Below are 12,681 nucleotides of genomic sequence, written 5' to 3'. Positions count from 1 at the left end.
CGTGTCTTCGCTCACCGCTCCCGGGTACGACCGGTTCCGTTAGCGTCGTGGTCAACTCCGGCTGTCACCTTCAGCACCATGACGCCAGCTCGGATCGTGGTGGTAGGGACCGGTTACGTCGGCTTGACCACGGGGGCCTGCCTGGCCAGTCTCGGGCATTCCGTCACCTGCGTGGACGTCGACCGCGCGAAGGTGTCGCGCCTCGCCGCCGGGCGCGTGGACATCCTCGAGCCGGGGCTGGCCGACCTGGTCACCCGCGGGCTCGCGGCCGGCCGTCTCCAGTTCGTCGTCGGCGCCCGGGACGCGGTCCGCGACGCCCAGGCGGTGTTCCTCTGCGTCCCGACGCCGATGGGTGCGGGTGGCTCGGCGGACCTGCGCGCGGTCGAAGCCGTGGCCGCCGAGATCGGGGACGTCCTGCCCGCCGGGTGCGCCCTGGTCACCAAGTCGACCGTGCCGGTCGGCACGTCGAAGCGGATCCAGGCGATGCTCGGCCGGACCGACGTGCCGGTGGTGTCGAACCCCGAGTTCCTCCGCGAGGGCACCGCGGTCGCCGACTTCCTGGGCCCGGACCGGATCGTCGTCGGCTCGGACGACCGCGCGGCCGCGCACTGGGTCGGCGAGCTGTACGCCGAGCTCGACGCGCCGGTCGTCGTCGCCGACGCGGCCAGCGCCGAACTGGTCAAGTACGCCGCGAACTGCTACCTCGCGCTGAAGCTCTCCTACGTCAACTCGATCGCCGAGCTGTGCGAACGGCTCGGCGCGGACATCAACCTCGTCACCGAGGGCATGGGCTACGACCGCCGGATCGGCCGGACGTTCCTCAAGCCCGGCCCCGGCTGGGGCGGTTCGTGCCTGCCGAAGGACACGAGCGCGCTGGTCAAGGTGGCCGAGTCGGTCAACTACGACTTCAAGATGCTGACGTCAGCGATCGACGAGAACATCGCCCAGCGCGACCGGATCGTCGCGAAGATCGCCGGCGCGGTCGGCGGCACGCTGGCCGGCGCGCGGATCGGCGTGCTGGGCCTGGCGTTCAAGGCGGGCACGAACGACCTGCGCGACTCGCCCGCCCTCGCCGTGGCCTCGGTGCTGTGCGCGCTGGGCGCCGACCTGGTCGCCTACGACCCGGCCGTCGACGGCGAGATCGCCGGGATGACCGTCGTCGACGACGCCTACCAGGTCGCGAAGGACGCGGACGCCGTCGTCGTGCTGACCGAGTGGGCCGAGTTCAAGCACCTCGACTGGGCCGCGATGGCCGAGCTGATGGAGGGCATCGACGTCGTCGACACGCGGAACCTGCTCGACCCGCGGGTGATCGTCGACGCGGGCCTGTCCTGGCAGGGCGTCGGGCGGCCACGGGCGGCGGCGAAAATCAAGGTGTCTTGACCGGGTAGCGCTGGCTACGATCCGAAATCGTGCCAGTATCCGTATCCGTCGAACTCAACCATCTGATCGTCCCGTCCCGGAACAACCGGGAATCCGCCGAATTCCTGGCGACCCTGCTCGGCCTCGAAGTCGGGGAAGAGTGGGGTCCGTTCATCCCCGTCGAGACGCGCAACGGCGTCCGGCTGGACTTCGCGAGCGTCCCCGAAGCGGACCTTCGCCTGCAGCACTACTGCTTCCTGGTCCCCGAAGACGACTTCGACGCCGTCTTCGCGCGGCTCGTCGAATCGGGCGTGACCTATTTCGCCGACCCGCGGATGCAGCAGGTCGGCGAAATCAACCACAACCACGGCGGCCGTGGCGTCTACTTCCTCGATCCCGGCGGCAACGGGATGGAGATCATCACGCAGCCGTACGAGCCGGACCGGCGGCGTCCGGCACGCTGGTAAATTCGTTAGCTTTGCGTACTATCGGGGGCATGTTCACGACGAGGCCGGAGCTCGCCGGCACCTTCGGGATGGTGGCATCGACGCACTGGCTGGCCTCGGCCACCGGGATGGCGGTGCTGGAGGACGGCGGCAACGCGTTCGACGCGGCGGTCGCCGCCGGGTTCGTCCTGCAGGTCGCCGAGCCGCACCTGTGCGGGCCGGCGGGCCAGGTGCCCGGCCTCTTCGTGACGGCGGACGACCCGACCCCGCGGGCGCTGGCCGGCCAAGGCCCGTCGCCCGCGGGGGCCACCGTCGCGCACTTCGCGTCGCTGGGGCTCGAGCTGATCCCGGGCAGCGGCCTGCTCCCGGCGACCGTCCCCGGCGCGTGGGACGCGTGGCTCCTGCTGCTGCGCGACTACGGGACGAAGCCGCTGCGCGCGGTGCTGTCGTACGCGATCGGCTACGCGCGCAACGGCGTCCCGCTGGTGTCGCGGGTCAGCGACACGATCAGCGCGGTGTCCGGGTTGTTCACCGAGCACTGGCCGACGTCGGCGGCCCTGTGGATGCCGGACGGCAAGCCGGCTTCGGGCCTGCACCGCAACCCGGTCCTGGCGGACACGTGGGAGCGGCTCCTGCGCGAAGCGGAGTCCGTCTCGGGGCGTGAAGCGCAGCTCGACGCCGGACGTCGTGCCTGGTCACAGGGGTTCGTCGCCGAAGAGATCGAGAAGTTCAGCCGTCAGGCGTTCCGCGACGACTCGGGCCGCGACCACGCGGGCCTGCTGACCGGAGACGACCTGGCGTCGTGGTCGGCGACGTACGAGGAACCGGCGTTCGTCGACGTCGACGACTGGCGCCTGGTCAAGATGGGTGGCTGGACGCAGGGCCCGGCGCTGCTGCAGCAGGCGCTGCTGCTGCACGGCTTCCGCGACGAGCTGTCCTATGTGGACGGAATCCCGTCGGAGCGCACGGTGCACCTGGCGACCGAAGCGGCGAAGCTGGCCTTCGCGGACCGCGAGGCCTGGTACGGCGACACGGACGTGCCGCTGGACGTGCTGCTCTCGGCGTCCTACACGGACTCCCGCCGCGCGCTGATCGACGACACGGCGTCTCCTTCGCTCCGGCCAGGCGACGCCCGCGGCCCGGCGCGTCTCCCGGCGATCCTGGACTCGCTGCAGGGAGTCCAGTCGGCGGGCGGCGCGACGGGCGAGCCGACGGTGGGTCCCCAAGGCCAGACGCGCGGCGACACGGTCCACCTGGACGTCGTCGACGCGGCGGGCAACCTGGTGTCGCTGACGCCGTCGGGTGGCTGGCTGCAGTCGAGCCCGACGATCCCGTCGCTGGGCTTCTGCCTGGATTCGCGCGGCCAGATGTTCTGGCTGGAGGAGGGGCTGCCGAACTCCCTGGCGCCGCGCAAGCGCCCCCGGATCACGCTGTCGCCGTCGCTGGCCCTGCGTGTCGGGGTCCCGACGCTGGCGTTCGGCACCCCGGGCGGCGACCAGCAGGACCAGTGGCAGCTGTGCTTCTGGCTGGCCCACGTGTACGGCGGCCTGAACCTGCAGGAGTCGATCGACGCGCCGGCCTGGCACACGACGGCCTTCCCGAGTTCCTTTTATCCGCGCTCGTGGAACCCGCGCGAGCTGGTGGTGGAGTCGCGGCTGGGTGAGTCCACATTGGACGCCCTGCGCGAGCGCGGCCACTCGCTGATCGACGCGGGCGACTGGGCCCTGGGCCGGTTGTCGGCGGTGTCCCGCTCGGAAGGCCTCCTCCGAGCAGCGGCGAACGCCCGAGGAATGCAGGGCTACGCAGCCGGCCGTTAGAGCGCGAGCGAGGCCCAACCCCCACCCTCGGCGAGCAGGGTCCGCACGCCCTGGGCGTGGTCGGCGAACCCGGCGATATCCCGGTGCAGCAGCTCGGCCCGTTCGTCGTCGAGCGGCAGGAGGTCGTCCTTCCACAGCTTCCAGGTCCAGCTCGCGGCGAGGTACATCGACCGCAGCAACGCGGCGACCTCGGCACCCTGCGATCCACCCGCGGCGAGGTAGCCGGCGAGGATTTCCTCGCACATGCCCATCAGCTCCCGCAATCCCCGCACCGCCTCGGCGGGGGTGCCGTTCCACCCCGGCCGCGGCCAAGCCGAAGAGCCGAGCTCGAGCCACAACCGCCATCCGGCAGTCAGCTCGTCGTGGTCACGCGGCACCCATTGCCCGGCCATGCTTCGAGTGTGCGCCCGAACGCATGGCCCGGCGGATGGGATTGCTCACTGCGCCGGCTGCTGCCAGAGGTAGAACTCGATGCCCTGGTTGTCCGTGCAGTCGGCCGTCAGCCCGTACGGGTGGTTCTCCACCTCGCCCGCCTGGCCACCCTGCTCCCGCACCCGCGCGAGCGCCGCGGACAAATCGTCGACCGCGTACATCAGCTTCCAGCCGACCTGACGGCCCGGGCCGCCCCAGAGGCCGCCCTGCAGGCCGTGGCCCTGGATGTTCCACGCCGTCTCCTGCGAGCCCGGCGTGAACTCCCAGCCCAGGACCGCGCCGTAGAACGTCTTCGCCGGCGCGTCGTCCGGGACCTGGAACGTGAAGTACATGGCCTCGCCCTGCTTCGGCGAGGCAGAGGCAGAGGCAGGCGTCGGTGCCGCCTGCGAGACCAGCCAGCGCTGGCCGAACGGGTCGCGGAACGAGCCGCCTCGCCCGTACGGCGAATCGCTCACCGCGCGGATCAGCGTCGCGCCCAGCTCCAGGGCGCGGTTCACCGAAACGTCCGCGTCCGGCACCTCCACCCGGACCGACGCGCCGCCTTCCCGCGGGGCGACGTGCCCGATCTCCGGGTACTCCTCGGCGAGCATCAGCACCGCGTCGCCGATGGCCAGTTCGGCGTGCCCGATGCGGCCGTCGTCCATCAGGATCGGCTCGCCCCGGCGCACCGCGTCGAACACCTCGACGTAGAAGTCGAGCGCGGCCCGCGCGTCGGACACCGCGAGGTACGGCGTCAGCGAGCGCAGTTCGGCGTTGGTGGCCGGTGCCTCGGTAGTGGTCGTCATATCGGCTCCGTTCAAGATGACGCGACGCAGGTTGTCGCGCAGTTCGGCGGCGAAGTCCGGGTCGGGCTCGACCCGCGCGGAGGGCCGGCGAAGCGCGTCGAAAGGCTCAGGCATCGCGACCCTCCTTCTCCTCGTAGGCGCGCCGGAACGCGGCACGGGCCCGCACGAGCAACGCCTCCGTGGCGTGCACACTGCGCCCCAGGTGGCCGGCGACTTCGGGTACGCCGAGGCCGTCGACGTACCGCAGGGTCAAGGCCGCGCGGTGGTGCGACCCGAGGGATTCGAGCACCTGTCTCGCGCGCAGGGCGTCGAGCCGCTCGTCCCACGGGTCGTCGACGTCCGGCTCGCTGTCGTGCACCAGCCGCAGGCCGCGTTCCTCACGTTCTTTGCGCCGCCAGTGGTCGGCGAGCTTGTGCCGGGCGACGCCGATCAGCCACCCGGTGCTCACTGGAGGTGCGTACTCCTTGCGACAGGCGGCGACCGCCCCGAGGAACGTCTCGGACGTCAGTTCCTCGGCGAGCGTGCGGTCACCGCACCGGGACAGCAGGTACCCGTAGACCTCCGGCAGCGCGGTCTCGTAGAGCCCGAGCAGCGCGAAGGCCGGGTCCGGTCGTACCCGAGGTTCCGTCACACCCTCATAGTCGTCCGGCGCGCGGCTTTTCCGACGGGTGAACTTTCGCTTTTTTCGGCGGCCAAGTCACCCGGATGGTGACGACGTGGTCCCGCCGCCCCGGGAAGAGCCGGTAGACGCTGACGACGAACGTCCCCGGCCGGGCGCGCTTGCGGGACAGGTAGTCGTGCGCGCAGGCGGTCCCGTACCGGACGGTCCAGCCCTGGTACCGCTCGCTGCGGTGCTCCAGGACGAACCCCATGTCGTCGACGAGTTCGGTGTATTCGTGCACCCGCGAGCCGTCGGCCTCGCGCCGGTACTCGAGCTCGTGGGGGTAGCCGTACCTGTCCATGACCTGCAGGTTCTCGACGCAAGTCAGCGCGACACGGCCCGCACTCGGGAATCCCACATCGGCACACCCGGCCTACGATTCGTGGTTGATCGACAGCGAGGGGTGACCACCATGGACCGGCCGACCAAGCCGAACTACCGGCGACGCCAGCTCGGTCGCACCCTGCGCAAGCTACGCGAGGCGGCCGGGCTGAGCCAAGAGGACGCGGGCCGCCCGCTGCGGTTCTCGACGTCGAAGATGAGCCGGATCGAGCAGGGGTTCATCCCGGGCTACAACGATTTTCTGGCGCTGCTCGACCGCTACGGCATCATCAGCTCGGACTACGGCGAGTACGTGCGGATGTTCGACTACGCCAAGGAAAAGGGCTGGTGGCACGCGTTCGGGCTGAGCGATCGCGGTTTCGTGAGTGTGGAAGCCGAAGCCTCCTGGATCCGGAACTACCAGCTCGGCTTCATCCCCGGCTTGCTCCAGACCGAGGAGTACATGCGCGCAACCTTCGCCGGTGCCCGCGACCCCGTGGAAGGTGAGCTGCTCGAGAACCAGGTGCGGGTCCGGCTGCGCCGCCAGAATCGCCTGACCGAGGCGCCCGTGCTGAACCTGCACACGGTGGTTGACGAGTTCGCCCTCCGCCGCGAGCCATGCGACGCAGCGCAGCTGCGTCGCATGCTCGCGGCGGGCGAGCTGCCGAACGTCGAGATCCAAGTGCTGCCGCAGGCCGTCGGCTCGCACGATGGCCTCTACAGCAACTTCATCCTCGCGGGCTTTCCCGACCGGGCGGAGCCCGACTTGGCTTATCTCTCTTACGGTTTCGGCTCGCTTCAGATCGAGAAGGAGGCGGAAGTTCGCGCTGCTAGGCTGACTTTCGACCATCTCGCCGATCGCGCCCTGGATCACGAGGACTCGCGCAAGCTCATCGCGAGGATGATCGCCGAGGTGTGATCCGAGCGGAGGCAATCATCGTGAACTGGCGTAAGAGCAGCTACAGCGGCGGCGGTGTCAACGATGACTGCGTGGAGGTGGCGTTCATCGGCAAAGCCGTAGCCGCCCGGGACTCGAAAGCCCCCACGGCCGGGGCACTCGAAGTGCCGCCGGCCGCGTGGTCCGCCTTCCTCTCCACCGTCACACCCGGGGGTCCGGCAACCGCCGCGCGGTGATCGCGACCACCGCCGCCAGCAGCGCCACCACCCCGATCACCCACGCGAACGCGTCCCGGCTGCCCAGCGAGCCCGACAGCTCCGCGTACAAGCTCCCCAGCACCGCCACTCCCAGCGCCAGCGACGTCTGCTGGTTCGTCGTCATCACCCCGGAACCCACGCCGGCCAGGTCCGTCGGCACGTGGGACAGCACGATCCGGAACAACGTCGTCGACGCCAGGCCGTTGCCCACGCCGATCGCCACCATCGCCGGGGCCAAGTCGAGAATGGTCACGTTCGGCCAGGCCGCCAGCGTCGTGCACAGCAGCGCCACCATGCCGAGCACCACGATGGCTCCGCCGACCGGCACGACCTTCTGCCCGTAGCGCGCCACCAGGCGGCTGCTCAGCATCGACACCGTGAAGTACGCGACCGCCGTCGGGGTCAGCGCGCCGCCCGCACCGAGCGGGCCGAAGTGCAGACCCTCCTGCAACGTCATCGCGAACACGAACATGAACGAGCCGAACGCGACGAAGAACGGCACCGCCACCATCAGCCCGCGCCGCACGCTCGGCAGCCGCATCACCGACGGCGGCAGCAGCGGCGTGCCACCCCTGCGCTCCAGACGTCGTTCGGCGTGCACCAGAGCCGCGGCCGAAAACGGCGACAGCGCCAGCAGCACGATCGACCACACCGGCCAGCCCAGCGCGCGGCCCTCCATCAGGGGGACCAGCAACGACAGCAGAGTGGTCGCCAGCAACAGCGTCCCCAGCCGGTCGATGCCCAGCGGGTTGTGCGCGCGGCTCTCCGGCAGCCGGCGGGCCATCAGCAGCACGACCAGCCCGATCGGCACGTTGACCAGGAAGATCGGCCGCCAGCCGGTACCGAAGACGTCCGCCGCCACCAGGGCGCCGCCCAGCAGCTGGCCGACGACCGTCGAGAGACCGCCCGTCGCGCCGAACAGCCCGAGCGCCCGGGAACGCTCTTCGCCGGACGTCGTCGCCTGGATGATCGAGAGCACCTGCGGCAGCAGCAACGCCGACGCCGCCCCCTGCGCGGCGCGGGCGATCACCAGGGTGGTCGCCGTCGGGGCGATTCCGCAGGCCAGGGACGTCAGGGTGAACAGCCACAGGCCGATGAAGAACAGCCGGCGCCGGCCGAACGAGTCGCCGAGACGGCCGCCGACCACCAGCAGGACCGCGTACACGATGCCGTACGCCGCCACCACCAGTTCCAGGGTGGCCGTGGACGCGTGGAGGTCGGCATCGATCGTCGGGAGCGCGACGTTGACGATGAAGAAGTCGATGATGGGCAGTGCCGCCCCCAGCAGCACCGTGACCAGGCCGGCGGGGGTCAGTCCCGGCCGGGCCGGGGCGCCGGAGGTACTCGGCGCGAATTCTGTCGTGGTCATGGGTACTACGATCGGCCCGAACTCAAACTAGTACCAGTTGCCGTTTATCCAGGTATTGCGACTACCTGGTACCAGGTTCGGAGACGTGCGATCCTGGCACCATGACCACCGCCGTCGAATCCGACCTCCGCCGGCAGGAGCTCGCGAGGTTCCTGCGCAGCCGTCGCGAGCGGATCACGCCCGAGCAGGTCGGGCTCCCGCTGCACGGCCGTCGGCGCACGCCGGGGCTCCGTCGCGAAGAGGTCGCGCAGCTCGCCGGCGTCGGGGTCACCTGGTACACGTGGCTGGAGCAGGGCCGCGACATCAACGCGTCCGAGCAGGTGCTGCAGGCGATCGCGCGCACGCTGCGCCTCGACCCGCACGAGCACACCCACCTCTTCCGCCTGGCCGGCGCGCCCGAGCCGGAAAGCGAGAAGGACTGCCAGGTCATCACGCCGTCGATGGAGCTGATGCTCAAGAAGCTGGAGCCGTACCCCGTCGCCGTGCGCAACGCCCGCTGCGACCTGCTGGCCTACAACCGCGGCTACACCTGGCTGATGGGCGAGGTCGACCAGATCCCGTTCGAAGACCGCAACACCCTGGTCCAGTGCCTGCTCAACCCGGAGTGGCGCAGGCGGATGCTCGACTGGGACACGAACATCCCGCGCGTGATCGCGTCCTTCCGCGCGGCGATGGCCGAGCACGTCGCCGAGCCGGCGTGGAAGAGCCTGGTCAAGCGCCTGAAGGCCGAGTCGCCGCTGTTCGCCGAGCTCTGGCCGCACCACGACGTCAACTCCGAGCCCATCCGCACCAAGCGCTACCTGCACCCGGACGTCGGCCTGCTGCGGTTCAACTTCACGTACCTCTACTACGGCCGCCGCTCGGAGATCACGATGTCGACCTACACCCCGGCCGACGAGGAGACGGCGGCGAAGCTGCCCCTCATGTTCGACTGACGACGTACGCCGCGAGCGCGCTCCGAGACGGACGCGCCGCCGCGCCGCGACCGGTAGTTTCGCGACATGAGAAGGCCGCCGTGGGCAGGACGCTTGGCGCGCACCATCGTCGTCCTGGTTTTCGTGCTCGGGGCGACCAGTGCGTCGTCGCGGTGGCAGCCCGGGGCGTCGCCGTTGCCGCCGGCCGGGTTCGCCTGGCTCGCGGCGACCGTCCTCACGCTGCTCTTCGTCCACCGCTTCCCACTGACGCTCTTCCTGGTCGGGGCCGCGTCCGCGTTCGGCTACTACTCGTCGGGCTTGCCCGGCGGGCCGGTCATCCTGGTACCGACCATCGCGTTGTTCGTGCTGACCCGGCAACGCGGGCCGCTCACCGCGGGCATCACCGGCAGCTGCGCGCTCGCCGCCGCGTACGTCTGGCACGTCGTCGTGACGAGGTCGTTCACGCTGGAAGCGGGGGCCGCTTTCCTCGTCGTCTGGCTGACCGCCGTCATCGGGGTCGGGACCGCCGTCCGGTACCAGCTCGACGCGCTCGCCGCCCGGCGCGAGCAGGCCGACGAGCACCGGCACCGGCTCGCCGAGCAGGAACGGCTGCGGATCGCCCGCGAGGTCCACGACGTCGTCGCGCACAGCCTCGCCATGATCAACGTGCAGGCGGGCGTCGCCGCGCACGTCGCCGACCGGCGGCCCGAGCAGGCGAAAGAGGCGCTGCTGAACATCAAGGCGGCCAGCGCGTCCGCGCTCAAGGACCTGCGCGCGACCCTGGCCGTGCTGCGCTCGGGTGAGGACAAGGCGCCCGCGCCGAGCCTCGCGCAGGCCGCCGAGCTGCTGGACCACGCGCGTGACGCCGGGCTCACGGTCGACGTCGACGGCGAGGCCGGGGACCTCCCGGCGCCGGTCGACGCGGCCGCGTACCGGATCCTGCAAGAGTCGTTGACGAACGTCGTCCGGCACGCTGAGCAGCCAAAACACGTGAACGTCCGGTTCGAACGCCAAAATGGGGTCTTCTCGGTCAAGGTCCGCGACGACGGCCGCGGCACCGCCCAGCCGACGCCGGGCCACGGCCTGCGGGGCATGTCCGAACGCGCCGCCGCGCTCGGCGGGCGGTGCACCGCCGGGCCGGTCGACGGCGGTTTCGAAGTGTGCGTCGAACTACCGATCGAGGGGGAAGCATGATCCGCGTCCTGTTGGCCGACGACCAGGTCCTGGTCCGCGCCGGGTTCCGCGTGCTGCTGGAGACCGAAGACGGCTTCGAGGTCGTCGGCGAGGCCGGCGACGGCGAGCAGGCGGTCGCCGGCGCCGTCGAGCACAAGCCGGACATCGTGGTGATGGACGTCCGGATGCCCGGCGTCGACGGCCTCGAAGCGACCCGCCGGATCACCGCGAACCCCGACCTCGCGGGGACGAAGGTGCTGGTCTTGACCACTTTCGACGTCGACGAGTACGTCTACGAGGCCTTGCGCGCGGGCGCGAGCGGGTTCCTGCTCAAGGACACCGAGCCGGTCGAGCTGCTGCGCGCGCTGCGGGTCGTGTCGAGCGGGGAAGCGCTGCTGGCGCCGACAGTCACGCGCCGGCTGATCCAGGAGTTCGTCGGCCGCCCGGAGAACCGGCGCATCGACACGAGCGCCGTCCGCGAGATCACCGACCGCGAGCGCGAGGTGCTGGGCCTGGTCGCGGGCGGCATGTCGAACGACGAGATCGCGGCCCACCTGGTGATTTCGACGGCGACGGCCCGCACCCACGTCAGCCGCATCATGACGAAGATCGGCGCCCGCGACCGGGCGCAGCTGGTGGTGCTGGCCTACGAGTCGGGGCTGGTCACCCCACGTCACTCCGCCTGACCCGGCGCACCACGCGGAACGTCCGCACCAGGAACACGACGGCGAGGACACCGACCAGGCAAATCCAGATCATGGTGCCTCCTTCCCGGCCCGATGCTCTGCTCAGAAGGCGCGCGACAGTGGGACGGCGTTCATCGACACGGCCGAAGTCACACCTTCGGGCTAAGTAACCGGGCACTCACGGAAGGCTCCCCAAAGCCCCCTTCTTCCGCTACGTTGCGGATCAACCGCAAACCGCAACCTCGCAGGTCGGCCCTTCGTGCCAGACTGATGCCCCGAACGGTGGATGGGGGTCGAACATGAGCTGGCAGGAAGATCTGCGCCGACTCGACGCAGACCTGGCAGCCGGGCGAATCGAGCCCGCGACGCACCGCAAACAACGGGACGAACTCCTCGCCGCCGCCTCCGGTTCCACCGTGCCGTCGCCGGTGCCTTCGCCGCTGCGCCGGCCGGGTGGGCAGCGCTCGTGGCAGAGCACGAACCCCGCGTCCGCCCCGCCGGCCGAGCCGGTTCCCGCGCCGCGGCCCGTGCCGAAGCCGGTCACTCCGCAGGAACGCCCCTGGATGCGGACACCGCAGGCGGCGAAGACGCCGGCGCCGAGCGGGATCCCCGTCCTGCCGGACCACATGACCACCGCGCCGAGCCCGGCCGACATCGTCCCGACCCGGTACCTGCGCGTCGACGGGCACGTGCCGCTGCCGTCGCCGCTGAGCCGGTTCCCGCCGGTCGCGGGGGACGCCGGTGCGCCGACGGGCCCGGAAGCGGAGCCCGGCCGGCACCGGTTCCCCGGCCGCGAAGACGGGCAGGGCCGTCCCGTCTGGCTGTTCCTCACCCTCGGGGTGGTGGTGGTCCTCGTGCTGGTCGTCGGCGGCACCTACTGGCTCGGCACCCGGACCGACAACCACTCCGACGCCGCGCTGCCGCTGGTGCCGACCACCGCGGCGCCGACGAACGGCGCCATCGATCCGCAGATCCCGCTCGACCAACGACTGCCGGCGCTGCCGGGCAAGCCGAACGACGCCGATTCGACGATGTCGATCGACAAGGCGCTCGAGGCGAAGGTGATCACCGAGGCCGACGCCAAGCAGCTCCAGTCCCACAAAGCCAAGGAGATCATCTTCCGCGCGTCGTCCGACTTGGCGAAGCCGCGCAACGGCAACCTGCTGATGGCGATCCCGACGCTGTCCGTCTTCGACGCGAAGCACCTCGCGGCGGGACTGCGGAACAACCTCTCCGGGGCGCACCTGGCGGCCACCCAGATCGGCCCCACCGACAACGACCTGATGTACACGCAGCGGGGGACCGACGGCTGGGTCGCCATTCTCTGGTACTCCTCGGGCGCCGTCGTGGTGGGAGTCGGCGTTTCCCAGCGGGAAACCGGGGATTCCGCCGAGCTGCAAGCTCGGCTCAAGGCGATTCGCGACACCGTCGCGACCGTCCTGCCACCCGGCTGAACAGGCGGTCGCGGAAGCCCGGATAACAAATCGACCCGCAGGTCGGCCGGGGCGGCCTGAAGTGCACAATGTGCATGGCATTCGACAGGCGAAGTCGGGTCGGCCC

General features: G+C 70.7%; 14 protein-coding genes. 9 read left to right on the top strand and 5 right to left on the bottom strand.

The window, feature by feature from the left end:
- Positions 1 to 78: 78 nt before the first annotated feature.
- The 3 genes from ACZ7OH_RS16600 to ACZ7OH_RS16590 are packed head-to-tail and all read left to right on the top strand — an operon-like array spanning position 79 to position 3,625.
- Positions 79 to 1,383, top strand: a complete 1,305-nt coding sequence (locus ACZ7OH_RS16600; protein ID WP_470281576.1) for a UDP-glucose dehydrogenase family protein — start codon at positions 79 to 81, stop codon at positions 1,381 to 1,383.
- Between the two features lie 29 nt (positions 1,384 to 1,412).
- Positions 1,413 to 1,829, top strand: a complete 417-nt coding sequence (locus ACZ7OH_RS16595) for a VOC family protein (RefSeq protein ID WP_470281575.1) — start codon at positions 1,413 to 1,415, stop codon at positions 1,827 to 1,829.
- A 29-nt stretch (positions 1,830 to 1,858) separates the two neighbouring features.
- The gene (locus tag ACZ7OH_RS16590; RefSeq protein WP_470281574.1) at positions 1,859 to 3,625 is read left to right on the top strand and encodes a gamma-glutamyltransferase family protein; all 1,767 of its coding nucleotides are present in this window, start codon (positions 1,859 to 1,861) and stop codon (positions 3,623 to 3,625) included.
- Here ACZ7OH_RS16590 and ACZ7OH_RS16585 read toward each other — a convergent pair.
- Genes ACZ7OH_RS16585 through ACZ7OH_RS16570 form a run of 4 tightly spaced genes read right to left on the bottom strand, consistent with a single transcriptional unit; the run spans position 3,622 to position 5,804 of the window.
- Positions 3,622 to 4,017, bottom strand: a complete 396-nt coding sequence (locus ACZ7OH_RS16585; RefSeq protein ID WP_470281573.1) for a hypothetical protein — start codon at positions 4,015 to 4,017, stop codon at positions 3,622 to 3,624. The two genes, ACZ7OH_RS16590 and ACZ7OH_RS16585, sit on opposite strands and share 4 nt — an antisense overlap.
- 45 nt (positions 4,018 to 4,062) lie before the next feature.
- On the bottom strand, positions 4,063 to 4,956 hold the full coding sequence (locus ACZ7OH_RS16580) for a VOC family protein (RefSeq protein WP_470281572.1): 894 nt from the start codon (positions 4,954 to 4,956) through the stop codon (positions 4,063 to 4,065).
- The gene (locus tag ACZ7OH_RS16575; protein ID WP_086675029.1) at positions 4,949 to 5,473 is read right to left on the bottom strand and encodes an RNA polymerase sigma factor; all 525 of its coding nucleotides are present in this window, start codon (positions 5,471 to 5,473) and stop codon (positions 4,949 to 4,951) included. The genes ACZ7OH_RS16580 and ACZ7OH_RS16575 overlap by 8 nt, the downstream gene beginning before the upstream one ends.
- 4 nt (positions 5,474 to 5,477) lie before the next feature.
- Positions 5,478 to 5,804 (bottom strand): hypothetical protein, encoded by a 327-nt coding sequence (locus ACZ7OH_RS16570; RefSeq protein ID WP_470281571.1) that lies wholly within the window; start codon positions 5,802 to 5,804, stop codon positions 5,478 to 5,480.
- Between the two features lie 111 nt (positions 5,805 to 5,915).
- On the opposite strand from ACZ7OH_RS16570, the gene ACZ7OH_RS16565 reads away from it, so the two are divergent.
- Together ACZ7OH_RS16565 and ACZ7OH_RS16560 are read left to right on the top strand one after the other, a co-directional pair.
- A complete protein-coding gene (locus tag ACZ7OH_RS16565) occupies positions 5,916 to 6,743 on the top strand; it encodes a helix-turn-helix domain-containing protein (protein ID WP_470281570.1) in 828 nt (275 codons plus the stop codon).
- Positions 6,740 to 6,958 (top strand): DUF397 domain-containing protein, encoded by a 219-nt coding sequence (locus ACZ7OH_RS16560; protein ID WP_470281569.1) that lies wholly within the window; start codon positions 6,740 to 6,742, stop codon positions 6,956 to 6,958. The genes ACZ7OH_RS16565 and ACZ7OH_RS16560 overlap by 4 nt, the downstream gene beginning before the upstream one ends.
- Here ACZ7OH_RS16560 and ACZ7OH_RS16555 read toward each other — a convergent pair.
- Positions 6,924 to 8,348, bottom strand: a complete 1,425-nt coding sequence (locus tag ACZ7OH_RS16555) for an MFS transporter (protein ID WP_470281568.1) — start codon at positions 8,346 to 8,348, stop codon at positions 6,924 to 6,926. The genes ACZ7OH_RS16560 and ACZ7OH_RS16555 overlap by 35 nt on opposite strands.
- A gap of 101 nt (positions 8,349 to 8,449) precedes the next feature.
- On the opposite strand from ACZ7OH_RS16555, the gene ACZ7OH_RS16550 reads away from it, so the two are divergent.
- The 4 genes from ACZ7OH_RS16550 to ACZ7OH_RS16535 all read left to right on the top strand — a co-directional run bounded on the left by ACZ7OH_RS16550 (position 8,450) and on the right by ACZ7OH_RS16535 (position 12,575).
- Positions 8,450 to 9,283: a helix-turn-helix transcriptional regulator gene (locus tag ACZ7OH_RS16550; protein WP_470281567.1), complete on the top strand. Its 834-nt coding sequence runs from the start codon at positions 8,450 to 8,452 to the stop codon at positions 9,281 to 9,283.
- 66 nt (positions 9,284 to 9,349) lie between these two features.
- Positions 9,350 to 10,456 (top strand): sensor histidine kinase, encoded by a 1,107-nt coding sequence (locus tag ACZ7OH_RS16545; RefSeq protein WP_470281566.1) that lies wholly within the window; start codon positions 9,350 to 9,352, stop codon positions 10,454 to 10,456.
- Complete coding sequence (locus tag ACZ7OH_RS16540; RefSeq protein WP_470281565.1) at positions 10,453 to 11,121, top strand: response regulator; 669 nt, start codon at positions 10,453 to 10,455, stop codon at positions 11,119 to 11,121. The genes ACZ7OH_RS16545 and ACZ7OH_RS16540 overlap by 4 nt, the downstream gene beginning before the upstream one ends.
- Before the next feature lie 299 nt (positions 11,122 to 11,420).
- A complete protein-coding gene (locus ACZ7OH_RS16535) occupies positions 11,421 to 12,575 on the top strand; it encodes a hypothetical protein (protein ID WP_470281564.1) in 1,155 nt (384 codons plus the stop codon).
- Positions 12,576 to 12,681 lie beyond the last annotated feature (106 nt).

The organism is Amycolatopsis sp. NPDC114478, from assembly GCF_055633805.1.
The sequence above is the reverse complement of the archived record's forward strand: the minus strand, read 5'-3'. Positions and strand labels throughout refer to the sequence as shown.